The sequence below is a fragment of the Cellulomonas sp. CW35 genome (assembly GCF_052378485.1).
GTDB classification, from domain to species: Bacteria; Actinomycetota; Actinomycetes; order Actinomycetales; family Cellulomonadaceae; genus Cellulomonas; species Cellulomonas uda.
This window is the reverse complement of sequence record NZ_CP199000.1, coordinates 1,642,562-1,668,919: the sequence shown is the minus strand read 5'-3', so window position 1 is coordinate 1,668,919 and position 26,358 is coordinate 1,642,562. Positions and strand designations below refer to the sequence as shown.

The 26,358-nt window shown below is 75.3% G+C and carries 25 protein-coding genes and 3 tRNA genes; 11 read left to right on the top strand and 17 right to left on the bottom strand.

What is annotated here, in order from left to right; translation table 11 throughout:
* Window positions 1–13: 13 nt before the first annotated feature.
* On the top strand, window positions 14–442 hold the full coding sequence (locus tag ACT17Q_RS07680; protein ID WP_094180119.1) for an SsgA family sporulation/cell division regulator: 429 nt from the start codon (window positions 14–16) through the stop codon (window positions 440–442).
* Between the two features lie 97 nt (window positions 443–539).
* Here ACT17Q_RS07680 and ACT17Q_RS07675 read toward each other — a convergent pair whose 3' ends face one another.
* The 5 genes from ACT17Q_RS07675 to ACT17Q_RS07655 all read right to left on the bottom strand — a co-directional run bounded on the left by ACT17Q_RS07675 (window position 540) and on the right by ACT17Q_RS07655 (window position 3,066).
* Window positions 540–1,400: an aminotransferase class IV gene (locus ACT17Q_RS07675; RefSeq protein ID WP_444665284.1), complete on the bottom strand. Its 861-nt coding sequence runs from the start codon at window positions 1,398–1,400 to the stop codon at window positions 540–542.
* A 4-nt stretch (window positions 1,401–1,404) separates the two neighbouring features.
* A complete protein-coding gene (locus ACT17Q_RS07670; RefSeq protein WP_444665283.1) occupies window positions 1,405–2,538 on the bottom strand; it encodes a chorismate-binding protein in 1,134 nt (377 codons plus the stop codon).
* 248 nt (window positions 2,539–2,786) lie between these two features.
* Window positions 2,787–2,861 (bottom strand) — tRNA-Val (locus ACT17Q_RS07665).
* Between the two features lie 17 nt (window positions 2,862–2,878).
* Window positions 2,879–2,949 (bottom strand) — tRNA-Cys (locus tag ACT17Q_RS07660).
* A gap of 45 nt (window positions 2,950–2,994) precedes the next feature.
* A tRNA-Gly gene (locus ACT17Q_RS07655) sits at window positions 2,995–3,066 on the bottom strand.
* Window positions 3,067–3,314: 248 nt separating this feature from the next.
* Here ACT17Q_RS07655 and ACT17Q_RS07650 point away from each other — a divergent pair.
* Entirely contained in the window at window positions 3,315–3,545 is a 231-nt protein-coding gene (locus ACT17Q_RS07650; protein WP_444665282.1) for a hypothetical protein, read from the top strand.
* Window positions 3,521–5,293: an acyltransferase family protein gene (locus ACT17Q_RS07645; protein WP_444665281.1), complete on the top strand. Its 1,773-nt coding sequence runs from the start codon at window positions 3,521–3,523 to the stop codon at window positions 5,291–5,293. The genes ACT17Q_RS07650 and ACT17Q_RS07645 overlap by 25 nt, the downstream gene beginning before the upstream one ends.
* 22 nt (window positions 5,294–5,315) lie before the next feature.
* Here ACT17Q_RS07645 and ACT17Q_RS07640 read toward each other — a convergent pair whose 3' ends face one another.
* The 11 genes from ACT17Q_RS07640 to ACT17Q_RS07590 form a co-directional block, all read right to left on the bottom strand.
* The gene (locus ACT17Q_RS07640) at window positions 5,316–6,131 is read right to left on the bottom strand and encodes an FHA domain-containing protein (RefSeq protein ID WP_444665280.1); all 816 of its coding nucleotides are present in this window, start codon (window positions 6,129–6,131) and stop codon (window positions 5,316–5,318) included.
* The gene (locus ACT17Q_RS07635; protein ID WP_094180124.1) at window positions 6,128–7,405 is read right to left on the bottom strand and encodes a vWA domain-containing protein; all 1,278 of its coding nucleotides are present in this window, start codon (window positions 7,403–7,405) and stop codon (window positions 6,128–6,130) included. The genes ACT17Q_RS07640 and ACT17Q_RS07635 overlap by 4 nt, the downstream gene beginning before the upstream one ends.
* A 64-nt stretch (window positions 7,406–7,469) precedes the next feature.
* Entirely contained in the window at window positions 7,470–8,570 is a 1,101-nt protein-coding gene (locus ACT17Q_RS07630) for a PP2C family protein-serine/threonine phosphatase (RefSeq protein ID WP_444665279.1), read from the bottom strand.
* Window positions 8,567–10,894: a tetratricopeptide repeat protein gene (locus ACT17Q_RS07625; protein WP_444665278.1), complete on the bottom strand. Its 2,328-nt coding sequence runs from the start codon at window positions 10,892–10,894 to the stop codon at window positions 8,567–8,569. Before ACT17Q_RS07625 ends, ACT17Q_RS07630 begins: the two co-directional genes overlap by 4 nt.
* The gene (locus ACT17Q_RS07620) at window positions 10,891–12,009 is read right to left on the bottom strand and encodes a hypothetical protein (RefSeq protein WP_444665277.1); all 1,119 of its coding nucleotides are present in this window, start codon (window positions 12,007–12,009) and stop codon (window positions 10,891–10,893) included. The genes ACT17Q_RS07625 and ACT17Q_RS07620 overlap by 4 nt, the downstream gene beginning before the upstream one ends.
* Complete coding sequence (locus ACT17Q_RS07615; RefSeq protein ID WP_444665276.1) at window positions 12,006–12,998, bottom strand: glutamate ABC transporter substrate-binding protein; 993 nt, start codon at window positions 12,996–12,998, stop codon at window positions 12,006–12,008. The genes ACT17Q_RS07620 and ACT17Q_RS07615 overlap by 4 nt, the downstream gene beginning before the upstream one ends.
* A complete protein-coding gene (locus tag ACT17Q_RS07610) occupies window positions 12,998–14,278 on the bottom strand; it encodes a hypothetical protein (protein WP_444665275.1) in 1,281 nt (426 codons plus the stop codon). The genes ACT17Q_RS07615 and ACT17Q_RS07610 overlap by 1 nt, the downstream gene beginning before the upstream one ends.
* The gene (locus ACT17Q_RS07605; protein ID WP_444665274.1) at window positions 14,275–15,843 is read right to left on the bottom strand and encodes an AAA family ATPase; all 1,569 of its coding nucleotides are present in this window, start codon (window positions 15,841–15,843) and stop codon (window positions 14,275–14,277) included. The genes ACT17Q_RS07610 and ACT17Q_RS07605 overlap by 4 nt, the downstream gene beginning before the upstream one ends.
* The gene (locus tag ACT17Q_RS07600) at window positions 15,840–16,364 is read right to left on the bottom strand and encodes a hypothetical protein (RefSeq protein ID WP_444665273.1); all 525 of its coding nucleotides are present in this window, start codon (window positions 16,362–16,364) and stop codon (window positions 15,840–15,842) included. Before ACT17Q_RS07600 ends, ACT17Q_RS07605 begins: the two co-directional genes overlap by 4 nt.
* 7 nt (window positions 16,365–16,371) lie before the next feature.
* Window positions 16,372–17,583, bottom strand: a complete 1,212-nt coding sequence (locus ACT17Q_RS07595) for a toxic anion resistance protein (RefSeq protein ID WP_094180131.1) — start codon at window positions 17,581–17,583, stop codon at window positions 16,372–16,374.
* Between the two features lie 192 nt (window positions 17,584–17,775).
* Window positions 17,776–18,696 carry a phosphatase PAP2 family protein gene (locus ACT17Q_RS07590; RefSeq protein ID WP_444665272.1) on the bottom strand — a complete coding sequence of 307 codons (921 nt, stop codon included), beginning with the start codon at window positions 18,694–18,696 and terminating at the stop codon, window positions 17,776–17,778.
* Between the two features lie 275 nt (window positions 18,697–18,971).
* Here ACT17Q_RS07590 and ACT17Q_RS07585 point away from each other — a divergent pair, with 275 nt between their 5' ends.
* Together ACT17Q_RS07585 and ACT17Q_RS07580 are read left to right on the top strand one after the other, a co-directional pair.
* Window positions 18,972–19,220 (top strand): hypothetical protein, encoded by a 249-nt coding sequence (locus tag ACT17Q_RS07585; protein WP_094180133.1) that lies wholly within the window; start codon window positions 18,972–18,974, stop codon window positions 19,218–19,220.
* Window positions 19,221–19,294: 74 nt separating this feature from the next.
* Window positions 19,295–20,359 (top strand): LacI family DNA-binding transcriptional regulator, encoded by a 1,065-nt coding sequence (locus ACT17Q_RS07580; protein ID WP_444665271.1) that lies wholly within the window; start codon window positions 19,295–19,297, stop codon window positions 20,357–20,359.
* Window positions 20,360–20,392: 33 nt separating this feature from the next.
* Here ACT17Q_RS07580 and ACT17Q_RS07575 read toward each other — a convergent pair whose 3' ends face one another.
* Entirely contained in the window at window positions 20,393–20,923 is a 531-nt protein-coding gene (locus tag ACT17Q_RS07575; protein ID WP_444665270.1) for a MarR family winged helix-turn-helix transcriptional regulator, read from the bottom strand.
* 118 nt (window positions 20,924–21,041) lie between these two features.
* Between ACT17Q_RS07575 and ACT17Q_RS07570 the strand changes: the two genes are divergently transcribed.
* Genes ACT17Q_RS07570 through ACT17Q_RS07545 form a run of 6 tightly spaced genes read left to right on the top strand, consistent with a single transcriptional unit; the run spans window position 21,042 to window position 26,349 of the window.
* Window positions 21,042–22,187, top strand: a complete 1,146-nt coding sequence (locus ACT17Q_RS07570; protein WP_444665269.1) for a polyprenyl synthetase family protein — start codon at window positions 21,042–21,044, stop codon at window positions 22,185–22,187.
* Window positions 22,184–23,086 (top strand): phytoene/squalene synthase family protein, encoded by a 903-nt coding sequence (locus ACT17Q_RS07565; protein ID WP_444665268.1) that lies wholly within the window; start codon window positions 22,184–22,186, stop codon window positions 23,084–23,086. Before ACT17Q_RS07570 ends, ACT17Q_RS07565 begins: the two co-directional genes overlap by 4 nt.
* The gene (crtI, locus tag ACT17Q_RS07560; RefSeq protein ID WP_444665267.1) at window positions 23,083–24,684 is read left to right on the top strand and encodes a phytoene desaturase family protein; all 1,602 of its coding nucleotides are present in this window, start codon (window positions 23,083–23,085) and stop codon (window positions 24,682–24,684) included. The genes ACT17Q_RS07565 and crtI overlap by 4 nt, the downstream gene beginning before the upstream one ends.
* Window positions 24,681–25,094, top strand: coding sequence for a lycopene cyclase domain-containing protein (locus tag ACT17Q_RS07555; protein ID WP_094180137.1), 414 nt, complete (start codon window positions 24,681–24,683; stop codon window positions 25,092–25,094). The genes crtI and ACT17Q_RS07555 overlap by 4 nt, the downstream gene beginning before the upstream one ends.
* Window positions 25,091–25,423 (top strand): lycopene cyclase domain-containing protein, encoded by a 333-nt coding sequence (locus tag ACT17Q_RS07550; RefSeq protein WP_094180138.1) that lies wholly within the window; start codon window positions 25,091–25,093, stop codon window positions 25,421–25,423. Before ACT17Q_RS07555 ends, ACT17Q_RS07550 begins: the two co-directional genes overlap by 4 nt.
* The gene (locus ACT17Q_RS07545) at window positions 25,420–26,349 is read left to right on the top strand and encodes a prenyltransferase (RefSeq protein ID WP_369826306.1); all 930 of its coding nucleotides are present in this window, start codon (window positions 25,420–25,422) and stop codon (window positions 26,347–26,349) included. Before ACT17Q_RS07550 ends, ACT17Q_RS07545 begins: the two co-directional genes overlap by 4 nt.
* The last annotated feature ends 9 nt before the right edge of the window (window positions 26,350–26,358 follow it).

Below are 26,358 nucleotides of genomic sequence, written 5' to 3'. Positions count from 1 at the left end.
AAGAGGGGACCCGATGACGCATTCGTCGTATGACGTCGTCGAGGTCGTCGCCATGCAGCTGATCGGGAGTGACGCGAGCGTCATCCCGGTGAGCGCTGAGCTCTCCTTCCGGACCACGGACCCGTACACGGTGCGCGCGGTCTTCACCGGCCCGCACACCATGTCGACCTGGCTCATCGGCCGCGAGCTGCTCTCCATGGGCATGCACGCGTCGTCCGAGGCGCCTGCCGGAAGTGGCGACGTCCAGGTGTGGCGGGACGCGGATCCCGACTACGCGCTCGTGTCGTTGAGCGGGGTGGAGGGCAGTGCGCTGCTCGCCGCCCCGAGCGACCCCATCGTCCGGTTCCTCGCCCGCACCGAGGAGCTGGTGCCGCTGGGTGCGGAGAGCGACCGCATGGAGGCGGAGATCTCGGCGTTCATCGCCGCGCTGCTCACCGCCTGACCATCCCGAGCATCACGCCGGTCCCGTCGCCGTCGACGGGGCCGGCTCTCGTGCTGTCCGGGGCCGTGCCGACGCCGGTCGCGGGCCGGCCCCACGGTCACGGGTCGAGGTCGTCGAGCGCGCGTGCCTGGAACAGGTCGGCGGCCGCGAGCGAGAGCGGCCCCGCGGTGACGTCCCGCTCGTCGAGCGCGACCACGGGCGACACGTTGCGGATCGAACCCGTCAGCGTCAGGTGCGCCCGGCCGGCCAGCACCTCGTCGAGGACCTCGTAGCGCAGCTCGCCGTCGACGGCCTCCCGCACCGGCAGACCGGCCTCGCCGGCCCACTCGAGCAGCAGCTCGCGCGTGATCCCGGCGAGGCACCCGCTCGACAGCGGCGGCGTCACGAGCTCGCCGTCGCGCTCCACCACGACGTTCGACCCCGTCCCCTCGCACAGCAGGCCGACGGTGTTGGCGAGAACCGCCTCGTCGGCGCCGCGGCGGTGCGCCTCGGCGAGCGCCACGACGTTCTCCGCGTACGACGTCGTCTTCAGCCCGGCGACCGCCGACCGCTCGTTGCGCACCCACGGCACCCGCACCACCCGGCTGGTCGCGGCACGTGCGGCCGGCCCGGCGAGCGCGACGAGGGTCGGGCGCTGCGCGTCGGGCTCGTCGCGGTGCGACCCGAGCGGACCCGGACCGCCGGTGTAGGTCAGCCGCAGGCGACCGGCGTCGGGCGCGGCGGCCAGCACCGCGGCGACGGCCTCGCGCACGGCGTCCTCGTCGGGCACGGGCAGGCCCAGCCCCGTCGCGGAGCGAGCGAGACGCCGCAGGTGGCGGGTGAGCGCGAACGCGCGACCGCCGTAGACCGCGCACGTCTCGAACACGCCGTCGCCCACGGTCACGCCGTGGTCCACGCCCGTGAGGATGCGGTCCGTGGGTGCGTGCAGTCGACCGTCCGTCCAGATCACGACGCTCATGGCGTCAGTCTGACATCCCCGGACCTGCGTCCCGGGACGCGAGTGCGACGAGCCGCGCGGCCTTGAGCTCGGTCTCGGCCCACTCGGCGCGCGCGTCGCTCCCCCACGTGATGCCCGCGCCCGTGCCGAACCGCAACCGGCCTCGCCCGTCGGCGTCCGGCTCCCACCAGAACGTCCGGATCCCCACCGCCAGCTCCGCGCGGACCACACCGTCCGGCGCCACGTGCACCCACCCGACGAGGCCGCAGTACGGCCCGCGCGCCACGGGCTCCACCTCGTCGATGACGCGCAGCGCCGACGACTTGGGCGCGCCCGCCACCGAGCCGGGCGGGAACGTCGCCTCCAGCAGCGCGGGCCACAGCGCGCCGGACCCGCGGTGCGGTGCCGCGAGCGTCCCGCGCACGGTCGACACGAGGTGCACGAGGCCCGGGTGCTCCTCGACCCCCAGGAGCGTCGTGACCTCGACCGTCCCCGGCTCGCAGACGCGCTGCAGGTCGTTGCGGACGAGGTCGGTGATCATGACGTTCTCCGCGACGTCCTTGGGGGTCAGCCCGTCGCGGGTCGTCGCGGTGCCCTTGATCGGCGCGGACGTCACGACGCCGTCCTCGACCCTCAGGAACAGCTCGGGTGACGCGGTCACGACCCACACCCCCTCGTCGTCCCGGAGCCCGTCCACGTGGTCCGTGCCCCCGACCCCGACACTCCCCCGCGGGACGTGCACGTAGCCCGCGTACGGCGCCGGGTTGCCGGCCGCCAGGACGTCCGCGAGAGCGGCCGCGTCAGGCTCGTCGTCGGCGGACCCGAGCTCGGCGCAGAGCACCCGGCAGACGTTCGCCTGGTAGACGTCGCCCTCACGGACATGCGCGCGGACGGACTCGACGGCCCGCACGTACTCCTCCCGCGTGAGCGAGCTCACCCAGTCCGCCGCGCGCGGGCCGACCCACCCCGCGCCACCGCCCGCGGGCGCGGTGTCCGCCTCCTCGAACCGCCATGCGCGCACGCGCCCCTCGAACTCGCCGACGAGCGCCCACCAGCCGGGCTCCGCGAGCCGCTCGGGCTGCAGACGCACGTCGACGCACTCGACGAGCCCGCGCAGCCGCAGGCCGGCGAACCGGGCGTGGGCTGCGGACTCGGGCACGCGCACACGGTAACCGCCGCACTCACGCCCGGGTCGGGGCGTCCGGGAGCGTCGGGCGGCCCGGTCGGGCGCCCGGTTGACGCCTGCGGCTCGCGGGAGAACGATCGGGCGTCGGCATCGGCCGCCTCAGCCGGCACGAAGGTCTTCGGCACGAAGGTCTCCGGCACGACGGTCTCCAGCGCGGCGGGCTCGAGCACGACGAGCCCGGGTACGACGAAGGCCCCAGGTCGATGACCTGGGGCCTTGGCTGGTGGGCGATACTGGGATCGAACCAGTGACCTCTTCCGTGTCAGGGAAGCGCGCTACCGCTGCGCCAATCGCCCGGGGGTGTGTTGCTGCGAGGTGGAGATGGGATTCGAACCCACGTATACGGCTTTGCAGGCCGCTGCCTCGCCTCTCGGCCACTCCACCCTGAGACCGCAGTCCTCAGCGGCCTGAGCCGAAAGGATGTCTCCGAGCGGACGACGGGATTCGAACCCGCGACCCTCACCTTGGCAAGGTGATGCTCTACCACTGAGCCACGTCCGCGCTGCACGTCCCCCGGTTTCTCACCGGCGTTCCGTGTGCGTCCCAGACTTTATCCGAGTCTTCGCGTCAGAGTCCAACTGGCTCCCGGCACCCGGGCCCGATCCGCAGGATCACGCGGATCTCCCGGCGTGTCGCCGCGCGCGTGCGGCGCCCGCGGCGCGCTGGACGCCCCCGTCCGCCTACCCTGGTCCGTCGCCGACACCCGGCACCGGCCCCGCAAGCCGTCCCCTTCCCCGCGAGCCGAGCTCATGACCTCGACGACCACGCTCCCCCGGCCGCCCGCGGCCGCCGGCTCCGACCGGACGCCGCGCGAGCGCCGTGCCGTGCCCGCGCGGCGCGACATCCAGGTGCTGCGCGCGGTCGCGGTCGCGGCGGTCGTCGTCTTCCACGCCTGGCCGCAGGCGCTGCCCGGCGGGTACGTGGGCGTCGACGTGTTCTTCGTCGTGTCGGGCTCGTGCTCCTGCCGAGCCACCTGCTGACGCAGGCCGCCCGCGAGCTGCTCGCCGCGACCCTGATCCAGGAGAACTGGCAGCTCGCCGAGCAGGCCACGGACTACCTGGCGGCGGACGCCACCCCCAGCCCGGCGCAGCACTTCTGGTCGCTCGGCGTCGAGGAGCAGTTCTACGTCGTGTGGCCGCTGCTGCTGGCCGCCGCCGCGCTCGTCGCGCGCCGCACCGGTCGGCGCCGGGCCGTCGCGGGCGTCGTCGTCGCGGCCGTGACGCTCGCGTCGCTGTGGTGGAGCGCGTCGCTCACCGCTGCCGACCCGGCGCGTGCGTACTTCGTCACGACGACGCGCGTGTGGGAGCTGGGGCTCGGGGCGCTCGTCGCGGTCGTGGGCGCCCGGACCACCGGGGCGGTCCGCGTGCGCGCCGCCGCGGGATGGGTCGGTCTGGCGGCGATCACCTGGTCCGCGGTGCGGTTCACGGGCGAGACACCGTTCCCCGGCACCGCGGCCCTGGTACCCACGCTCGGGACGGTGCTCGTCGTCGCGAGCGCGACCGACGACGTGCCGGGCGGGCTGGGCGCCGTGCTCGGCCGGCGGCCCGTCGTGCGCCTCGGTGACGTCTCCTACGGCGTCTACCTGTGGCACTGGCCGCTGCTCGTGCTCGCGCCGTTCGCGGTGGGCGCCGAGCTCACCGGGTGGGGCCTGGCGGGCGTCGTCGGCGTCACGCTCGTCCTCGCGTCCGCGAGCACGCGATGGGTCGAGGACCCCGTGCGGCACGCGCCTCGGCTCGTCGGGTCCCTGCCGCGCACCTTCGCGCTGGGCGCCGTCACCGCGGCCGTGTGCGCCGCGCTGGCCGTCGGCGCGGGTGCGGTCGGGTCGGCCCGCGCCGCGCACGAGGAGGACCTGTTCGCGCGTGCGACGTCCGGCCAGGAGCCGTGCTTCGCCGCGGAGGCGGTGCGGGAGCCCGCGTGCGACCCCGTCGGCGACCGGCTGCTCGTCGCGCCCGGCGTCGCGGCCGGGGACCGCAGCGACCTCTACGCCGACGGGTGCTGGAACAACACCCCGTTCGCCTCGCGTCGGACCTGCACGTACGGCGCCACGGACCCGGCCCGCGAGGTCGTGCTGCTCGGCAACTCCCACGCCGGGCAGTGGCAGCCCGCGCTCGTCGGGCAGGTCGAGCGCGAGGGCTGGTCGCTCACGACCTACCTGACGTCCGAGTGCTACCCCGTCGACGTCCCGGTGGACGTGACCCGGCCGTCGGCGGTCGAGGGGTGCTCCCGGTGGACACGGTGGGCGGTCGACGAGGTCGTCGCGCGGGACCCCGACCTCGTCGTCCTCGCCGCGCGCACGTTCCGGCCGCTCCTGGACGTGCCGCAGGAGGCCCAGCGCACCCAGCAGCGGGCCGCGTACGGGCGTCTGCTCGACCGGCTGACGTCCCGGGGCATCCCCGTGCTGGTCATGCGCGACACCCCCGACCTCGGCGACCCCGCGCCGGACTGCGTGGCGCGCGAACGTGGCGGATGGCGCTCGTGCACGCGGCCCGCCGGCGTCGCGATCGAGCCGGACCCGCTCGCCGACGCCGCGGCCGACGACGCGAGCGGCCTCGTCTCGGTGCTCGACCTCGACCACGTGCTCTGCTGGGACGGCCGGTGCCACGACGTCGTCGGCGGCGCGATCGTGTACTTCGACCACGGCCACCTCACGCGCACGTTCGCGCAGTCGCTGCGCCCCGAGGTCGAGGCGGCCGTGGCCGAGCGCATCCGCGGCTCGGTCCGCGGCTAGGTCGACGCCCGAGCGCTGCGGCTCAGACCTCGCCCGGCAGCGCGAGCCGCACGACGATCCGCGTCCACGCGCCGACGTACACGCGGTCGCCGTCCGCCAGCTCGTAGCGCTGACCCACCGGGATGGGGGCCTGCGGAAGCGGCTCACCCACGCGCGCCACGTACGTGCCGTTCGAGGACTGCAGGTCCTCGACCCACCAGCGCGTGCCGTCGGTGTTGAGCTGGCAGTGCCGGCGCGACACACCCGAGTCCGCGCCGCAGTCGATCGTCGGGTGGATGTTGCGCGACACCGACGGACGTCCGACGAGCGCGCTGCGCGTGCGCAGCGGGACGAGCACGGGCAGCCCCGCGGACGGCATCGGGTCCTCGGGCGACTGGAGCGCGTACCAGTCGGGGTCGATCCAGACCTCGGCCACCCACGAGTCGGGGCCGTCCGGTGCCGGAGTCGGCAGCCCGCCGCCCGCGGACGCCGGGCCGGGACCCGGAGAGGCACCGGTCGCGGGGTCGGTCACGGGCTCCTGCGCCCGGACCTCGGTCGCCTCCACCGCGGGCTGCTCACCCGTCGCGACCGAGGGCGAGGACGTCGAGGCCACGCCCGCGGGCGGGACCAGGGGTGCGGGGGTCGCGCCCGTCGTGAAGTCGTAGCCGCAGTTCTCGCAGAACAGCGCACCCGCCGCCGCGGGCGACTGGCAGTGCGGGCACGTCGTCGGCCCGGCGGAGGGCGACGGGCCCGCCGCGGCCGGCGTGGACGCACCGCCGGCAGCGATCGGGGCGCCGCACACGTCGCAGTAGTCGGTCGACGTCGACGGGTGCCCCTCGGGGCAACGGACCGTGCTCACCGGCGCACCCGGGTCGTCTTGGTCGACGCCGTGTCGAGCGCCATCTCGTCGAGCCGGTCGGTGTTGCGCTTGAGGCGCACGGTGCCCTGCTCCGGGTCCTCGATCTCGACGACCCGCCGCAGCCGGCTCGTCGCCTCGTCGTTGCCCGTCTCCTGGGCGAGCTGCACCGCACGGCCCAGCTTCACCGTCGCGGTCGCCTCGTCGCCGGCCGCCTTCGCCGCGAGGCCCTCCTGGATCGCGCTCGCGAGCTCCGCCTGGCCCGTGTAGTGCGCGACCTCCGGGCTGATCCGAGCCGTGAGCGAGTCGTCGTCGGACCAGCGCGCCTTCACCAGGCCCGACGAGAGCACCTCGCCGCCCACCGCGATCTGCACGCGCGCCGCGAGCTGCTCCGCGCCCACCGGCTTGGAAGGGACGCGGACCGCCACGTGGTAGTCGCGGGACTCGTCGCCCCACGAGCCCGTCGGGTACGCCCCCGTGAGCGGGTTGACCTCGCGCCGGCGGGCCGTGAGGTCCTCGACCGTCGGCGACACCTGCCGGACGAACAGCACCTGGGCGCCCTGGGGGGCCCACACCCGCAGCTCCGCGTCCGCGATGCCCCGCGCCATCGAGCGCTGCACCAGGTCCCGGAAGTCGGCGGCGATGTCGTCGGGGTCCGCGATGAGGTCCACCGTGCCGAGCAGCGCCGTGGCGATCTCACGCAGCTCGTCGACCTGCCAGTTCGCGCCCACACCGCGCGCGTCGCACTGGAAGTGACCCGTGACCGCGCGCACGACCCCCGACAGCGCCTGCCGCGGCTCCGACTCGTTCTTGCCGTCGGTCAGCAGGATCGCGTGCCGCTGCGGCGCGTGCGGGACCGTCGCGAAGAGCCGGTCGGCGAGCGCGAGCCACGTGCTCATCGCGGTGCCGCCCGACGGCTGCAACGACGCGATCGCCCGCTTCGCCTCGAAGCGCGCGCCCGGCTCCATCTGCACCATGTCCCGCACCGCGTTCGGGTACGGGAACACGCGCTGCGCGACGTGGCTGCCCCCGACGATCGCGAACCACGTGCCGTCCGGGATCTGGTCCACCGCGACCTGCGCCGCGTGCTTCGCGGCGTCCATGTTGCGCCCGCTCATCGAGCCGGACGTGTCGACCATGATGATCTCGGCCACGGCGCCCGACGCGGTGTCCGCGGACCCGGCGCCCTGGCTCGTCAGCGTGACGATCGCGTGCACGTCCGTGCTGCCCTGGGGCAGGAACTCGTTCTGGAAGACCTCGGCAGTGAAGACGGCCACGCTCAATCCTTCGTCGGTGTGCGTTCGGGGTGCCGGCGGCTGGGCCTCGGGCGCTGGCTCGAGGCTAGCCGACCCGGGCCAGCGCGGCCGTGACGTTGTCGCGTCCACCCTGCGCGTTCGCCCAGGCGACGAGCGCGGCCGCGGTCGCGGTGGGGTCCGCACCGGCCGCGGCGGCGTGCTCGCGCACGAGCCGCGCGACGTCCGGCGCCGGGGAGCAGTAGTTCCACAACCCGTCGGAGCACACGAGCACCCAGCCGGGTCCGTCGACCGTCGCCGCGGTGGTGCGCGCCGTGACGTCCTCGGCGTCCGGGCCGAGCCAGCGCGTGATCGCGTGCGCCTGCGGTGACGCCTCCGCCGCCGCGCGCGGGACGCCGCGCGCCATGAGCTCGCCGGCACCCGAGTCGTCGGCCGTCAGCTGCTCGGGCGTCCCGTCGTCGGGGAGCCAGTACGCGCGCGAGTCGCCGAGCCAGCCGACGACGAGCAGCGCGGCGTCGACCACCGCGGCCACGAACGTGCACGAGGGTGCGTGCTCGGGCTCCGCGCCGGGGGCGCTCGCCGCCACCGCGTCGTCCGCCGCGACCGCCGCGCGTCCCAGCAGCGACGACCACGCCGCCTGACGTGCCGCGACCGTCCCCGTCACCCTCGCGGCCCCCTCAGGCCCACCCGCGACGAGCACGCCGAGCGCCGCACCTGCCGCCGCGAGGCTCGCGACGTCGGAGCCGGGCGCCGTGGACACGCCGTCGCACACCACGAGCGCCGCGAAGCCGCCGGACGCCGACAGCGCCATCGCGTCCTCGTTGCGCGCGTGCCGCACGCCCCGGTCGCACACGCCGCCGACCCAGGACGATGGGCTCTGCGCGAAGTGGTCCCGCTCGGAGGCCGCCGGGGTGCCGCACTCCTCGCAGTAGCCGTCCGCCGCGACCCTCCCGCCGCACGCGCGGCACACCGGTGCCCCGCCGGCCGGCGGCACGTCGTCGCCGTCCTCGTCCGCGACCTTCGCGGCGGGCGGTGCCGGGACCGGAGGCAGGCTCCCGGTCTCGCCGTCGGGCCGGTCCCGTTCGGTCCCGGCGCCCACGGGCGTCCCGCACGCCTCGCAGAAGCGGTCGTCGGGGTGCAGCGCTCCCCCGCAGCCGGTGCACGTCACGGCGCTCGTGGTCCCGCTCACCACGCCGTCCACCGCCGCACCGCGTTGGCCCGGTCGACGAGGGCGATCCGGGCGTCGCGCGACGGCGCGAGCGCGGCGGACTCGCGGTAGGCGGCCTCGAGCGCGTCGCGCAGCGTCGCGTCGTCCACCGGCACGTCCGCGATCCGCAGGGTCGGCTTCGCGCCGCTGCGCTCGACCTCGGCGAGCGCCGCGGTGAACACCTCGATCCGCAGGTCCACACGCCGCTGCGGCTCGACCGTCACGCGCTCGAGCCCGGCGAGCGCCTCCGCGAGGGCCGCCACGCCGCGGTCCGACGTGGTCAGCAGCTTGGCCCGCTGCACGCGGGCCTCCGCGAACGAGCTGCGGGTCGCGGTCACGAGGTCGAGCGCGGCGAGCGCGCCGTCCAGGTCGCCCGCGGCCCGCCGCACCCGCGCCAGCCCGAACGCGGAGACGGCCGTGTAGTTGGCGTCCGAGCGCGCGCAGATGACGTAGAGCTGCTCGGCGATCTCGGGCTCGTCGGACAGCTCGCACGCCACGGCGAGCGCCAGCTTCGGCGCGAGCTCGCCCGGGACCTGCCCGTACACGGCGTTGAACGACGCTCGGGCCGCGACGGGGTCACCCGCGGCGAGCTGCGCGAGGCCGTCGAGCCAGACCGCGCGCCACTCCCACGGGTCGGCGTCGAGCACCTGCGCGAGCGCCGCGCGGACCACCTCCGGCTCGCCGGCCTCGATCCCGGCGCGCGCCCGCGCGAGCCGGACCTCGACGCTCTCCTCGGGGGCCTCGCCGAGCGCCTCGATGCGCTGGTGCGGGTCCGCGACGCTCACACCGGCGAGCCAGGAGGCCGCCGGGTCGGACGCGTCGACCTTGAGCGTCGGCAGCTCGTCCCACCGCAGCGGAGCATGCGGACCGTCGGTCGTCGGCGCGTCGAACAGCACGGACGCCGCCGAGTGCAGCGCCGGGTGGCCCGGTCCCCGGTCGGCCGCGACGACCTCGCGCAGCACGCCCAGCAGCTGCGTGCGCAGCTCGTCGACGGTCGCGAACCGGTCCGACGGGTCCGGGGCGCACGCCTTCGCGACGAGGCGGTAGAACGAGTCGTACGTCGCGAACACGGGCGTGTCGGCGACGGCCGGCAGCGAGGCCGCGTAGGTCGTCGTGTTGCCGCGGAAGTCGATCACGAGCGACACGAGCGTGCGGCCGATCGTGTAGACGTCGGACGCGACCGAAGGGCCGACCTCGCCCACCTCGGGCGCCTGGTAGCCGATCGTGCCGAAGATCGCCGAGTCGAGGTCGTCGACGCGGCGCACACCGCCCATGTCGATCAGCTTGACCGCGTCACCCTGCTGGATCACGTTGTCGGGCTTGAAGTCGCAGTACAGCAGCCCGACGTCGTGCAGGTACGCGAACGCGGGCAGCACCTCGAGCACGAGGGCGATGGCGTGCGCGACCGGCAGCGGGTCGTTCACGCCGGCGTTCGCCTCCCGGCGTGCCGTGAGCATCTCCTTGAGGGACGTGCCCCCCACGTACTCCATGACGGTGTAGCCCGCGCCGTCGTGCATCACGAAGTTGTAGATCTCGACGATCAGGGGGTGCTCGACCTCCGCGAGGAACTGCCGCTCGGCGATCGCGGCCGCGTAGGCGTCCGCGTCCCCCGCGTTCAGCAGGCCCTTGAGCACGACCCACCGTCCGGACACGTTCTGGTCCCGCGCGAGGTAGATCCAGCCGAGCCCACCGTGCGCGAGGCAGCCGACGACCTCGTACTGCCCGCCGACCAGGTCGCCCGGCACCAGGCGCGGGTCGAAGTCGAAGCCCGACCCGCACTGCGGGCAGAACCCCTTGGTCCGCCCCGGCACACCGTCACGCTCCCGGCCGACGGGCGCGCCGCAGGACGGGCAGAACCGCTTGCGCTCGGGGACCTGGGGGTCGGCCATGACGACCTGCAGCGGGTCGCGCACCGGGGCCGAGGGGACGGTCGTCAGGCCCGCACCCAGCCGCGCGCCGCGCAGCCGGGTGGACCCCGTGCCGAGGCGCCGGGTGGCGCGCGAGCCGGTCGCGGCGGTGCGCGCCGAGCCCAGCGCCGCGGTCGCGAGCCGACTCGAGCTGGTCCGGCCGGTGCGCGTGGACCGCTCGGCGTCGGGGTCCTCGCCCGCCGCGACGCCGCCGCGGGGCGACGTGGCGGTCCCCGCGATGCCCGTGCCGAGCAGCGACGTCGCGGACGCACCCGCGGCGACCGGCGCCGCCGTCACCCCCGTCCCGGCGGGAGCCGTCGGCGCCTGCGGAGACCCGCAGACGTCGCAGTAGCCGTCCTCGTACGTCCCGGTGCAGCCCGGTTCGGTGCAGGCGGTCATCGCGCGGCTCCCTTCGGCCCGTGCACGGGCAGGTCGCGGGTGAGGAACTCGAACTGCTCGACGAGGAAGCGGGCGAGCACCACGTCGCACGGCGTGCGCTCGACGGCGTCGCGCGCCTCGTCGTACCCCGAGCGGACCGTGGGCGACGCACTGCGCCCGTTCGCGTCCGCCACCGCCCGCAGACGCTCGAGCTGGTAGCGCAGCTCGGCGCGCTCGCGCAGCGGACGCCCGTACGCCTCGGCGACCGCGTCGAACGCGCGCTGCACCGTCCGCAGCCGCTCGACGAACGCGTCCACCTCGGCGCGGGTCGGCGGCACGTCGCCGAGCCGCGAGACGTCGGGCACGGCGAGCAGCGGCGGGTCGACGACCTCGCGCCGGCACCGGTCGGCGAGCGCGTGCAGCGTGGGCTCACGGTCCTCCAGCGCATCGCGCAGCGCGGCCGCGTCGGTGCGCTGGCGGGCGAGCGTCCGCCGCTGCGAGACGTCGACGATCAGGTCGCGCTCCGCGCGTGCGACCGCGGTCTCCAGCTCCGCGAGCGGACCCGCGACGTCGGCGCCGCGCGCCGCCTGGGCCGTGATGCCCTGCTCCCTCGCGCGCAGGTCACGCACGAGCCGCAGCGCGTGCTCGTCGGACGCCAGGTCCTCGCACCGCACCACCGCGGCGCGCACCGCCCGCAGGCGCGCCGCCTCGTCCGCGGCGCCGGGGTCGAACGCGAGGCGGTCACGCAGCTGGTCGATCATCGCGTCGCACAGCGTCACCGCCTCGACGAGCGAGACGAGCGCGGACGAGCCGCCCGCGTCCAACCGCCCCCACACGAGCTGGGACATCTGCTCACGCGCGAGCACGTCGGCCCGACCGGAGTCCCAGACCTCGACGAGCCGGTCCAGCCGTCCGCGGATCGCCTGCCACATGGTCATGGCGAGCACGACGTCCCCGGTGAACGCGTCGGGTGTGTCCGTCTGCCGCGACACCGCGTCCAGCCGGTCGAGCTCGGCGCGACGGTCCGCGGCCCACCGCTCGAGCGTCGCGAGGTACGTCAGCAGGTCCGCGGCCGGGATCGCCTCACCGAGGCGGCCCGGAGCGGCCGGCGGGTCCACCGTCCCGGCGGGTGTCACGACGAGCCCGCCGAACGCCCGTACACCGACCCGGGCGGCGCGGGCGCGTCCCCGAGCGCACCCAGCCAGCGCTCGTACGACTGCGCCCAGCGGCCGTCGGCCTTGACCTCGTCGAGCACCGCGTTGACGTACCGGACCAGGTCGACCTGGTCCGCGGCGACACCGATGCCGTACGGCTCGTCGCTGATGGCCTCGCCCACGACCTTCGCGTACGGGTCCTGCGCGGCGAAGCCGGCCAGGATCGTGTCGTCGCCCGTGATCGCGTCGACCTTGCCCTGCTGGAACAGCACCAGGCACTGCGTGTGCGTCTGCGCGCCGACGGCCTCGACCTCGGGGAAGTCCGCGAGCCGCTCGATCGTCGTGGTCCCCTCGGGTGCGCACACGCGCGCCCCGTCGAGGTCCGCGATCCCGCGCGCCGTCGAGTCGAGCGGGACCAGCACCTTCTGCCCCGAGTGGAAGTACTCCGCGCTGAACGCGATCTCGTCCCAGCGCTCGCACGTGATCGAGAACGCGCGCGCCACCAGGTCGACCTCGTGGTTCTTGAGCACGTCGAGGCGCTGACCCGAGGTGATGACACGGAACTGCAGGTGGTCGGGCGACCCGAAGATCGCGGTCGAGACCGCCTTCAGCATGTCGATGTCGAAGCCCTCGATCTCACCCGTGATGGGATTGCGGCTGCCCATGAGCAGCGTGTCCGCCGAGACGCCGACGACCAGCGAGCCGCGCTCCTTGATCGCCTGCACGTGCTTCTTGCCCGAGATCTTCGCGCCGTCCGCGCCGGGGTCGTAGGACGCCGTCAGGTCCTCGCACGTCACCGCGGCGGCCCGCGGCCCCGGCGCGGCCGACGCCACCGCCTCGACCCCGGGGTCACCGGTCGCCGCCTCCGGGTTCGCGGTGCAGCCCGCGAGCACCAGTGCGCCCGCCGCGAGCAGCGCGAGCCTGCGCGCGGCGCGGCGAGCCGTCGTCCGGGGTGCGCGCGTCGTCGTCATCAGCGGTACTCCTTCAGTCGCGGGGCGAAGCCCCACACCGCGGCCCCGGCGGCCAGCAGACCCGCGACGAGCGCGAGCCAGGCGGTGCGCTCCGAGGCCGAGGCAGCGTGCTCGAGGTCCGACCGGGCCTGGACGCTCGAGTCCGCCGTGGCGGTCTGCGCCTCCTGCGCGAACGCGTCGAACTGCGCGTTCGGGCTGCCCGGCTCCGACGAGGTGGCGAGCGCGACCGCGCCGTCCCAGTCCCCACCGTCGTCGAGCCCGCGGATCTCGTCGTGCGTGGCCGCCCAGGCGTCGAACGTCGTCTGGACCTGGCCACCGACGCCCTGGAGCAACTCCGAGGCCGCGTCAACGCTCGCCTGGTACGACTCCTCGTACGCCTGACCCGAACCCCGCTTGATCAGCGTGAACGACTCCGCCGCCTTCGCGTCGTTCGCGAGCGAGTACGCGCGCGCGACCGCGACCGTCTGCCCGTACGCACCGTCCTGCACGTCGCTCGCGGTGCGCGACCCGCCGTCCAGGTTCGACCCGAGCAGGAAGCCCGCGACCAGCAGCACCACGGTCGACAGGACGAGCCCGAGGTTCAGCCGACGATGCGTGCGTGACGCGAGCCAGACCTGCACGACGACCAGCGCGACCAGCGCGACCAGCACGACGAGCAGCACGAGCGTCGCGCGGCCGGCGACCTGGAACGCGTCGGTGACGCTCGAGGCGTTCGCGGACACGACCTCGTCCAGGCCCGGCAACGCCTCGGCGCGCAGCTCCTGCGAGGCCGTCTCGAGGTACGCCGCGCCCACCGGGAACCCCTGCCGGTTGTTCGCGCGGGCCTGCTCGACGAGCCCGCTGTACGTCGCGACGGACGTGCTGACGCCCGGCAGGCGCCCGGCGTCGCTCTGGTCGGCGCCCGCGACGGCCGTGAGCCCGCTCGTCGCCGACGCCAGGGACACGTCGTACCGCTCGCGCTGCGCCACCGGCTCGCGGCCGCCGACCAGGAACGCGTTCGTCGCGGTCGCGTCCGCGGCGACCAGGTCGTTGCGGACGTCGAGCGTGCGCACCTGCTGCGCGGTGTCGTCCGCCGCCGAGCGCAGCGCGTCGGCCTGCACGAGGCCGACGAGCAGCCCGCCGACCGCGACGAGGGCGCACGCGACGACCGCGACCGCGGCGGCGAGGCGCAGTCGCGCCGGGGTGCGACGCAGGCGCCCCGTCCGCGCGGACGCCGCCGCGGGAGTCGCGAGAACGGGACGGGCGGGCGGCGCTGGGGCCGGGGCGGGCGTCGGGGTCACGCGGGCTCCTCTTCGTCGTCGGTCCCTGCGGTGGGCGCGTCGTGCAGGACCGGGCGCGGCTCCTGCGTCGTGACGGCGCTCTCGACCGTCGTGCTCTCGGGCGTCATGCTCTCGGGCGTCATGCTCTCGGGCGTCGTGCTCTCGGCTCCGGTCGTCTCGGCCGAGTCCTCGTCGGGCCCGTCGTCGGGCCGCTCGACCAGGTCCTCGGGCAGCAACGTGCGCAGCTCGTCGACCGACGGCGCCGCCACGTCCCGCAACCGCCACGCGTGACGCAGCACGGCCTTGTCGAGCATGTTGCGGGCCCACCGCCCGTTGCCGAACCCCTCGCCGCGCAGCTGGGCCGCCGCGACGCCGCGGAACCGCTCGAGCGTCGCGGGCGCGGGCGCGAAGTCGGACCGGGTCGCCGCGAGCTCGAAGATGCGGGTGAGCTCGTCGTCGGAGTAGTCGTCGAACGTGATCGTCGTGGAGAACCGGCTCTCGAGCCCGGGGTTCGTCGCGAGGAAGCGCCCCATCGGGCCCGGGTACCCCGCGACGATCACCACGAGGTCGTCGCGGTGGTCCTCCATGTCCTTGACGAGCGTGTTGACGGCCTCCTCGCCGTACTGGTCGCCCGTGAGGGAGTACGCCTCGTCGACGAACAGCACTCCGCCGACCGCGTCGGCCACGACCTGCGAGGTCTTGTGCGCCGTCTGGCCGAGGTAGCCGCCGACGAGCTCGGAGCGGTCCACCTCGACGAGGTGCCCCTTGGAGAGGAGCCCGAGCGCCCGGTAGATGCCGGCGACGAGGCGCGCGACCGTCGTCTTGCCGGTTCCCGGGTTCCCGACGAACACGAGGTGCCGCGTGATCGTCGGCGCGGTCAACCCGGCGTCGGTGCGCAGCTTCTCGACGCGCAGCAGCTGCGCCTGCTCACGGATCTCGCGCTTGACGCGCCGCAGGCCGATGAGAGCGTCGAGGTCCGCGAGCAGCTCGTCGAGCGTGCGCGGGTCCGGCTCCGGCTCGGGGGCGGCCGCCGTGCCGAGGGTCGCGGTCGCCGCGGACCCGCTGGCGCCGGTCGGCGCTCGGTCCACGACCGCAGGCGCACCGTCGGGCGACGCGGACCGGTCCGGTGCGGCCGACGGAGTGGGAGCAGCCGACGGGATGGACGTGGGCGGCGTGGGTGCGTCCGGGACGGCGGTCCGGGCCGCGGCCAGGTGCACGGCGGCGGTGGTGGACGCGCGCGCGATGACGTCGAGCGGGGCGTCCCCGAGGTCGCACGCGGCGGACGTCACGCCGGCCAGCGCCCGTGCGTACCCGGCCGCGTGCGGCGAGCCATCCCCGACCAACCGCTCGAGCAGGTCGGTGGGCGACGACCGCCACCGCCGCGCGCTCGACGCCGCGGTGAAGAAGGCCGTCAGGCCGTCCTGCCCGACGGCCGACGCCCACGTCTCGGGGGCCCCGGGGACCGCCTCGGCCACCGCCGCGGCGAGCCGCGCACCCTCGTCGCGCACCTCCCCGACCGCGAGCCCGGCGGTCACGCCCGCCGCGACCAGGTCGTCGAGGGCGGTGCGCAGCGCCTCCGCGCTCATGACGCCACCGCCGGTCCGCCGGGCGGCACCTCGAGCGACGAGGTGCCGAACTTCTCGGCGAGGAACTGCCCGTGCGCGACGAGCGCGCGCGCGTCCTGACGCGAGACCGCGTCGGAGATCTGCGACAGCGTCGTCCCGAGCAGGTCGAGCTGGTCGCACAGGAGCATGAGCGACGTCTTGCCCTGCGCGACCACCCGCCGGTCGGCGAAGTCGCGCGGGAGCCGCAGGTAGGCTCCGACCGCCTCGGGCAGGTAGCTCGTCGCGGTCGCGACGACCGTGTGCGCCTGGCGGCTCCCGATACCGAGCCGGTCGAGCCGGGGCGCCATGTCCTCCACGACGCGCGCGATCCGGTGCACGCGCGCGGTCACCGCGGCGGGCACGCGGCCCTCGACGTCCCGCTCGACCGCGTGCACCGCCTCGACGATCTGCGTGGACGTCGGCGCCGCGGGCAAGGGTGCGGGCTCAGGGCCGTCGCCGGCACGCCCGCGCACCCGGCCGACGAGGTCACCCCACCACCCCATCGACGCCTCAGGCCAGGTCGAGCGAGCCGCCGGCAGCACCCGTCCGGTCGGACTGCTGCACGCGGTCGAGGTACGACCGCGCCTTGGTGGTCTCGGTCTCGAGCACGCCGATGGTGGCGGCCATCGAGTCGAGCGCCTTGACCTTGAAGCCGTCGATCGCGTCCATGGTCGCGTAGATGTCGTTGAACGACTGCTGCAGCTGCGGCAGCCCCAGCGTCGAGCTCGCGGCCTGCTCCTGGATCGCGACCGACTGCTCGCGCAGGAGCTTCGAGGTGGACGCGATCATCCCGGTCGTCGTCGCGTTGAGCGCGCCGATCTGGTCGAGCACGAGCTTCTGGTTGTTGAGCGCCTGCGCGACGAGGACGGCGGTGCGCAGGGCCGCCACCGTCGTCGTCGTCGCCCGGTCCACGCCCTTGATGAGCTCGCCGTTGTTCTTGAGGATGATGTCGGTCGCCAGGTAGCCCTGGATCGACACCGCGAGCTGCGTGAGCAGGTCCTGGTGCTTCTGGCGGACGTAGAACAGCACGTCCTCGCGCAGGGACTTCGCCCGCTGCGGGTCGGTGCGCTCGACCTCGACGACCATCGCGGACAGCTGCGCATCGAGCTTCTCCGCGACGTAGACGTACTGGTTGAGCCGCGCCATGGTGGCCCACAGGTGCTGCTTCTCGAGGTTGAGCGCGGCGTTGTCCTTGCGGAGCTCGTCCTGGCCGTTGTAGAGCGCGTTGACGATCGCGTCGATCTGCTTCTGCGCGCTCTCGTAGCGCCGGAAGTAGTCGGTGATGCTGTCGCCGAACGGCAGGAAGCCGAGGATCTTCTTGCCCAGGCTGGCCTCGGACGGGTCGAGCTCCTCGACCGTGCGTCGCAGGTCGAGCAGCGACCTGCTCACCTGGGAGGTCCCGGACACGCCCCCGTCGCGCAGCTCCTTGACGGGCATCTGCAGCAGGCGGTTCGAGGTCTCGGCGGCCGCGCGGATGTCCGCGTCGCCCATGGTCCGCACGTCCTCGGCCTTGGCGGCGAACTCGGGCGAGCCCGCCTGCGCGGCCGCGAGGCCGGCCAGGTACGACTCGACCTTGGAGTCCAGGCCGGGCAGCGCCGCCTCGTCGACCCGGGGCGCCATGGCCGGCGCCTGCGTCTGGGCGACGGGCGCGAGCGGGGCAGGCGCCTCGAGCTCGAGGGGCGGCGTCAGGGGTGCGGGAGCACCGGCTGCGGGTTCCGTCATGGGTCCACCTCCGCGTGGGGGCAAGCGATCAGGGCGTGCGCGGGCCGTGCGCCCGGGGGCTGCGGCCTGCGTCGTCGTCCGGCAGCACGCTATGCCATGCCGGGGACGTTGTGGGCGGCCTGTCCGGACTTGACCCGGGGTCCGCCGTCGGGAGCCGACTCGTCAGGGACGGCGGCCTCAGGGACCGCGCCGTCAGGGACGGGCGGCGTCCGGCTCGCCGTCGTCGCGCCCCGAGGCGGGGGGCACCGGCTCCGCCGCGCCTGCGAGTGCCAGGCCGTCGTCGGTGGCGGAGGTCGGCGGCAGCACGGCCGGCGCGGCGCCGACGAGCTCGTCGAGCTCGGCGTCGACCTGCGCGCGTGGCGCCCACAGCCCGTAGCGGTGACCGGCGAACCACCAGCACCCGAGGACGATCGCCGCGCCCGCGACCGCGTCGAGGATCCAGTGGTTGCCGGTGAGCATGACGACGAGCGTCGTCGTGACCGCGTAGCCCCAGACCGCGATCTTCGCCCACAGCGGCCGCACGAGGACGCACAGCACGGCGCTCACCCAGACCGCCCAGCCGACGTGCATGGAGGGCATCGCCGCCACCTGGTTGGTCACGGAGCTCGCGCCGCTCGCGGCCTGCTCGGCGGCCGAGGGCCACCATCCCCACCGGGAGGTCTCGGACACCGTGTCGACGTACTCGCCGAGCAGGCGGGGCGGGGCCGTGGGGAAGAAGAAGTAGCCGAACAGCGCGAGGAACGTCGCCCCCATGAGGGCGGTGCGCGCGGGACGGTAGAGCAAGGGACGGCGCAGGAAGAGCACGACGAGCACGGTGGGCGTCACGAGGTAGTGCATCGACTGGTACCAGTACGACGTCGCGATCTCGAACCACTGGTGCTGCGAGGTCCACGTGTTGAGCGCGAGCTCGACGTCGATGTGGAGCCGGCGCTCGACGTCCAGGATCCCTCGGGCGTGCCCCTTGGCGACGTCCCACGACCCGCTGGCGGCCAGGCGCGTGGCCGAGTACGCGACGTAGAGGCCGACGACGAGCACGACCTCGCGGATGACGTCCCGGCGGGTACGCCGACCGCGCGCCGACTCCTCCGCCGCGCCTGTCGCCTCGTCGCCCACGTCACGCCCCCTCACGTCATGCCCACTCGCGCCATGCCCACTCACGCCACTCACCGCACGGACCACCCGAGCCACCCTAGACCCCCGCGGGAGCGCGTCCACCCCCTTCGCGGCGCCCGCGCGGGTGATGTCGGACCGGGCCGGACCAGGGCCGATGCCGTGTCGCGGGGCCGAGCGGAGGCGGTCCGACATTCGGCGCAGATATCTCTTGACCGGTACAGATTGAAGGCGTAGCGTCGACGCCATCACTTGACCGGTACAGAAGGGGAACGACCGTGTACCTGAGCCAGCCGCCTCTCGCCCTGCTCCACTCGCGCCGCGCGACCCTGACGCAGTCGCGCAGCGCCCTCCCGGACGCCCCCGTGGTGCCCGACGCACCGACCACCGGCCCCGTCGCGCACCGGCGCTCCGCCGACTCCGGCGGGCACGGCGGCGTGCTCGCCGTCCGCCGTCGCGGCGCCCGGTCGCTGCACCGGCTCGCGGACGCGATCGCACCGGCGGACCGCTCCGCGCTCGTCCGTTGACCCGCGCCGGCGTCGCCTACCCTGACGTCCGGGACCTCGCGCGGGACGCGGGGTCGGGACGACAGGAGACGAGCGTGGGGCGGGTCACGCTGCAGACGATCGCCGACAAGGTCGGCGTGAGCCGCATGACGGTCTCGAACGCGTTCTCCCGGCCCGACCAGCTCTCTGCCGAGCTACGGGCCAAGGTGTTGGCGGCGGCGGACGAGCTCGGGTACGTGGGCCCGGACCCCGCAGCGCGGATCCTCGCCCGGGGCTCGTCGGGCACCGTGGGGGTGCTGTTCACGCAGTCGCCCGCGAACGCGTTCCGCGACCCCATCGCCGCCGAGTTCTTCGCCTCGGTCGCCGAGGAGCTCGCACCCACCGGCCTCGCGCTCGCGCTCCTGCCCGCCAAGAGCGCAGCGATCCGGGACGCGGCACGCGACGTCCCCATGGACGCCGCTCTCGTGTACGCGTGCGTCACGGACACCACCGCGTTCGACTGGCTCGAGCGCCGGTCCTTGCCCCTGGTCTTCGTCGACCAGGCACCGACGGTCGAGCGCGCCTCGAGCGTCCTGCTCGACGACCGCCCGGGGGCGCGCGCCGCCGCGCAGCACGTGCTCGACCTGGGCCACCGGCGGGTCGCGCTCCTGACGACCGCGTGGGGCGAGCAGCCCGGGGTCGCACCCGACCCCGCCACCGCCGGCGTCGGGCTCGTCTCGCGCGAGCGCGTCGAAGGCTGGATGAGCGCCCTGGGCCCGGCAGGTGCCGACGTGGTGGCGGTGCACATGGAGGACAACCTGGAGGCGGACGCGCTCGAGGCTGCCCGCACCGCACTCACGCTCCCCGACCGCCCGACCGCGGTGCTCTGCTTCTCCGACCTGGTGGCGTGGGCGGTGGTGCGCGTGGCGGGCGAGCTCGGTCTGGACGTGCCCCGCGACGTGTCGGTCGTCGGCTACGACGACAGCGCCCTGAGCCGCACGGTCGTCCCGCCGCTGACCACGGTCCGCCAGGACCTGGCGGCCAAGGGCCGCGCGGCCGCGCGTGCGATCGAGCACGCCATCGCCGCGGCCGCACCCGGTGCCGCACCGAGCACGCCCGAGCACGTCGTCGTCCCGACGGAGCTCGTCGTGCGCGACTCGACGGGCCCCGCGCCCGCCTGACGAGCCCGAGCCGGGCCCCGCGTCGCGCGGTTCTCAGGCCTCGCCGTCGACCGCCGTGGGAGCGGTGGTGAGCGGCGCGATCGGCTCGTCGTCGTCGAGGACGGCCGTCATCTCGCGCAGGAAGGCCACCACTGCCGGGCGCGCGGCGCGCGGGACGTCGTCGGCGACTCCGGCCATGCGCGCATGCATCCCGGCGAGCCTCTCGTGCACCTCGTCGTGCGCGTGCGGCGTCGCGCGGACGACGACCCCGCGCCGGTCGGTCGGGTGCGCCTCGCGCACCAGGTGACCCGAGCGCGTGAGCCGGTCGACCAGCTTGGTGGTCGACGCGGTCGAGATCTGGAGGACGTCCGCGAGGTGATGGGGGCTCGTCGAGCGACCGTCGAGCTCGCGGGCGATGACGACCTGGAGCGCGCGCAGGTCCGTCTCGTTCATGGCCATGTCGGCGGCCGTGCGGCGGCGCATGGCCGCGTCGGCCCGGCGGAACGCGCGCAACGCCTCGAGCATCTCGGCGGGCGAGGGGTCCTCGCCGTACCAGTAGTGCTCTGGGGTTGCGGTCTCGGGCATGGCAGTCATACTAGTCTCTCAAGTAACTAGAGAGGCTAGCGAGATCGCCTCGGGACGGAGTCGACGTGACGCCACACCTCGCGCGCCGCGCGCGCCCGCACCACGCACCGGCCACGTCATGAGCGCGACGACGGTCGCGAAGACCGCGACCGCACCGAGCTCCACGGCAGCGAGCACGGCGACGAGCACGGCGCCCAGCACGGTCCCGGCCTCCCCCGCACCTGCGGCGAGCGCGCCCACCACGACCGAGCGGCGACCGCTCGACGCCTTCCGTGCGGGCCCCGGCGCGCTCCCCCACGACGCTCACGCTCAGGCACTCTGGACGGCCGCGGGCGACGCGACCCGCGGCGGGCGCGGCGTGCGCCCCCACCTCGTGCACGCGGCGTACCGCGCGTTCGGCGGCACCGACGTCCGCGCCGCCACGCACGTCGCCGACGCCGTGGAGCTGCTGCACGCCGCCTTCGTCGTGCACGACGACGTCATCGACGGCGACGACGTGCGCCGCGGGCGGCCCAACGTGGCCGGGACGTTCACGGCCCGCGCCCGGTCCGCCGGCGCCGACGAGGGCGCGGCCCACGGGTACGGGCGCGCGGCAGCGATCCTCGCGGGCGACCTCGCGCTCGTCGCGGCGACCCGCGCGTTCGCCACCGCGCCCGCCCCGTCCCGGGTGGTCACCGCCCTGCTCGACCTGCTCGACGAGACGGTCGCGCTGTCCGCGGCGGGCGAGCTCGCGGACGTGCGGCTCGCGCTGCGCGTGGACCGGCCGACCGTCGGGGACGCGCTGCAGGTCGCCGAGCTCAAGACCGCCGCGTACTCCTTCGCGCTGCCCCTGCGCGCGGGTGCGCTGCTCGCGGGGGCGCCTGCCGACGTCGTCGCGGCGCTCGACCGTGCCGGTCGCCTCGTCGGGGTGGCGTTCCAGCTCCACGACGACCTGCTCGGCGTCTTCGGCGACGAGCACGTGACGGGCAAGAGCGCGCTCGGCGACCTGCGCGAGGGCAAGGTGACCGCCCTGATCGCCCACGCCCGCACGACGGACTCCTGGCCGGTGGTCGCGGCCGCCCTGGGGGACCCCGCGCTGACCGCCGAGCGCGCGCACGCCGCACGCGTCGCGTTGGTGCGGTGCGGGTCGCGCGCGTTCGTCGAGGATCTCGCGGCCCAGCACCTGGAGGCCGCGCGCGAGGTCGCGCGCGACGCCGGGCTGCCCGACGACGTCCTCGCGGCCCTGCTCGCCCTCGTCGTCGACGACCCGCGGGTCGCGGCATGACGCGCGGCTCGGCCCGAGCGCAGGTCCCGCACGGCGGGGCGGAGCGCTACGCGCACGCCGCCGCGACCGCCGCGTCGACGGTCGTCGGCGAGTACTCGACGTCGTTCGGCCGTGCCACACGCCTGCTGCGCGAGCCCGTGCGGGGTCACGTCCGCGTCATCTACGCGCTCGTGCGCGTGGCCGACGAGATCGTCGACGCCCCCGACCTGGCGCTCACGGCCGAGGAGCGTGCCGCCTACCTCGACGCGCTCGAGGAGCAGACGCTGACGGCGCTGCGCACCGGCTTCGCGACCGACCTCGTGGTGCACGCGTTCGCCCGCACGGCCCGCGAGCACGGCATCGGGCCGGACCTCGTGCGCCCGTTCTTCGCCTCGATGCGCACCGACCTGCACGCCTCGCGTCACGACGAGCGTTCCTACGCGACCTACGTGCACGGGTCCGCCGAGGTGGTGGGGCTCATGTGCCTGCGGGTGTTCGTCGCCGCGCCCGACGCGGACGACGAGATGCGCGCGCACGGCTACGAGCGCCTGGCGCCGGCCGCGAGCCGCCTGGGCGCCGCGTTCCAGAAGGTCAACTTCCTGCGTGACCTCGCCGCCGACCGGGACGACCTCGGGCGCGCGTACGTGCCCGGGCTGGACCCCCACGCGCTGACGGACGCGAAGCGCGACGCGCTCCTCGACGACGTCGACGCCGACCTGGCCGCCGCCGCCGCGGGAGTCGCCGCGCTCCCCCGGTCCAGCCGGCGCGGGGTGCGGGCCGCGCACGACCTGTTCGCCGCGCTGTCGGCCCGCCTGCGCGCGACCCCCGCGGAGCGGATCGCGACCGAGCGGGTCCGTGTGCCCGCACCGACCAAGGCGCTCGTGGTCGCCCGCACGCTGCTGCCCGCGGGGTGGCGATGAGCGGGGCCGGCCGGCGCGCGGTGGTGATCGGCGCCGGTGTCGCGGGGCTCGCGACCGCGGCGCTGCTCGCACGCGAGGGCTACGACGTCGAGGTGGTCGAGCAGCAGCTCCACGTGGGTGGGCGCGCGGCGACGTGGCAGCACGAGGGGTTCACGTTCGACCTCGGGCCGTCGTGGTACCTCATGCCCGAGGTCTTCGACCACTTCTTCCGGCTGTGCGGCACGAGCGCCGAGGACGAGCTCGACCTGGTCCGCCTGGACCCGGCCTACCGGGTCCTGTTCGAGCCGCGCGAGGGCGAGGGCGGTGCCCCGGCCGTCGACGTGCGCACGGGCCGCGCGCACGAGGCGTTCGAGGCGCTCGAGCCCGGTTCGAGCGCGCGGCTCGACGCGTACCTGCGCTCGTCGCGCGAGGCGTACGACCTCGCGTTGCGACACTTCCTGTACACGACGTTCGCGAGCCCGCGCGGGCTCGTCGGGCGTGACGTCGTCCGCCGCGCCCCCCGGCTGGCCCGGCTCCTCGGCACGTCGCTCGAGCGGTTCGTCGCCGCGCGCTTCGCCGACGATCGCGCTCGCCAGGTGCTCGGCTACCCGGCCGTGTTCCTGGGTACGTCGCCCGACCGCGCACCGTCGCTGTACCACCTCATGAGCCACGCCGACCTCGAGGCGGGCGTGCTGTACCCGCGCGGGGGCTTCGGCGCGGTCGTCGACGCGCTCGTGCGCACCGCGACCGCCGCCGGCGTGCGCGTCCGCACCGGCACGCGGGTCACCGGCGTCGCCACCGTCCCGGAGCGCGGTCGCCGCGGGGTCCGGGCCCGGGTGGTCGGCGTGGACCTCGCCGACGGCGAGCGGCTCGCCGCGGACGTCGTCGTCGGTGCGGGCGACCTGCACGACCTCGAGACGCGGATCCTGCCGCCCGAGCTCGCGACGTACCCCGAGCGGTGGTGGGACTCGCGCGACCCCGGCTTCGGCACCGTCCTCGTGCACCTGGGCGTGCGCGGTCGTCTCCCGGCCCTCGCGCACCACACGCTCGCCTTCACCCGGGACTGGCACGCGAACTTCGACGCGATCTTCGGCGCGGGCCGTCGCGTGCCCGACCCGGCCTCGTTCTACGTCTGCACACCCTCGCGCACCGACCCCGGCGTCGCCCCCGACGACCACGAGACCCTGTTCCTGCTCGTCCCCGTGCCCGCCGACCCGACCATCGGCGCCGGCGGGATCGCGGGCTCGGGCGACGCGGCCGTCGAGGCCGTCGCGGACGCCGCGATCGCGACGCTCGCCGACTGGGCGCAGGTGCCGGATCTCGCTTCGCGCGTCGTCGTGCGCCGGACGGTCGGCCCCGCCGACTTCGCACGCGACCTCTCGTCCTGGAGCGGCAGCGCGCTCGGGCCGGCGCACACGCTGCGCCAGAGCGCGTTCTTCCGCGGGCGCAACGCGTCCCGCCGGGTCGCGGGGCTGCTGTACGCGGGCGGGTCGACGGTGCCCGGGATCGGGCTGCCGATGTGCCTCATCAGCGCCGAGCTCGTCGTCAAGCGGCTGCGCGGCGACACGTCCACGGGACCTCTGCCGGTCCCCGCGCGGCTGCGCGAGGTCGCCGCATGAGGGGTGCGTACCTGCTGTGCCTGCTCGCGGCCGGCGCTGGTGTCGCGCTCCTCGACCGACGCTGGCGGCTCGCACTGTGGCACCCGCGGTCGCGCGCGCGTACGGTCGCCGTCGGGTCGGCCGCCGCGGCGCTGCTGCTGCTGTGGGACGTCGTCGCGATCCGGGCCGGGTTCTACGGGCGGGGTGACTCCCCCGCTCTGCTCGGTGTGTGGCTCGCACCGCACCTGCCGCTCGAGGAGGTGGTGTTCGTCGTGTTCTTCGCGTACGTCACGCTCGTCGCGGCCGGCGGGGCCGAGCGGCTCGTCGGCGGCGCACCCCGGCGCTCGCGCCGCACCGACGACGGGCCGCGCACCGACGCGGGTGCGCACGTGCCGTCCGACGACGCCCGCGCGCGCGAGGTGGCGTCATGACGTACGCGGGGCTCGGGGTCGGCGTGGTCGTGGCGTGCGCCGCCGTCGCCGTGTGGGCGGTGGCGACCGAGCCGCGCCGCGGCCGGCGCCCCGCGCGGCTGCTCGCGGTGCTGGGGCTGACCGCGGCCGCGCTGTGCCTGCTGACCGTGGTGTTCGACTCGCTGATGATCGCCGCCGACCTGTTCCGCTACGACGAGGCCGCGCTGCTCGGGCCCCGCGTGGGCCGCGCCCCGGTCGAGGACCTCGCCTGGCCGCTCGCGGCGGCGCTCGCGCTGCCGTCCCTGCTCGCGCTCACCACCGACCGACGGACCACGGAGGCCCGCGCGTGACCGCCGTGACCCCCCGCGCCACCACCCCCGGGAGCGAGGCACTCGCCGGGCTCCGCCAGGTGGTGGGGTCCTCCCGTCCGCTGAGCTGGATCAACACCGCGTACCCGTTCGCCGCCGCGTACCTGCTCGCGGGTGGCTCGGTCGACACCCTGCTCGTCGTCGGGACGCTGTACTTCCTGGTGCCGTACAACCTGCTGATGTACGGGCTGAACGACGTGTGGGACCACGAGTCGGACCTCGCGAACCCCCGCAAGGGTGGGGTCGAGGGCGTCGTGCTGGACACGCGGTGGCACCGCACGACGGTGGTCGCCGCGGTCGCGAGCAACGCGCCGTTCCTCGTCGCGCTCGCCGTGCTGGCCGTCGTGGCGGGGCATCCGTGGGCGCTCGTGCCGCTCGCTCTGTGCGTGTTCACGGTCGTCGCCTACTCCGCACCGCGGCTGCGGTTCAAGGAACGGCCGGGCGTCGACTCGGTGACGTCCGCGAGCCACTTCGTCGGACCCGCGGTGGTGGGCGTCGCCGCGGCCGGCGGAGCCTGGACGTGGCCCGTCGTCGCGACGCTCCTGGCGTTCACCGCGTGGGGCTGCGCGTCGCACGCCTTCGGTGCGGTGCAGGACGTGCGCGCCGACCGCGGGGCGGGGATCGGCTCGGTCGCGACCGTCCTGGGGGCACGCCGCACGGTGCGCCTCGCCATGGCGGGCTACGGGCTCGCGGCGGTGCTCCTGCTCACCGCGGGCTGGCCCACCGCGCTGGCGGCCGCGGTGCCGGTCGCCTACCTCGTGTCCGTCGCGCCGTTCCGGGACGTGACCGACGAGGAGTGCGAGAGCGCCAACCGCGGCTGGCGGCGCTTCCTGTGGCTTAACCTGGTCGCGGGTTTCGCTGTCACGCAGGGCCTGATCCTCGCGCACGTCGTCGGGGGCGGGTCGTGAGGCTCTGGT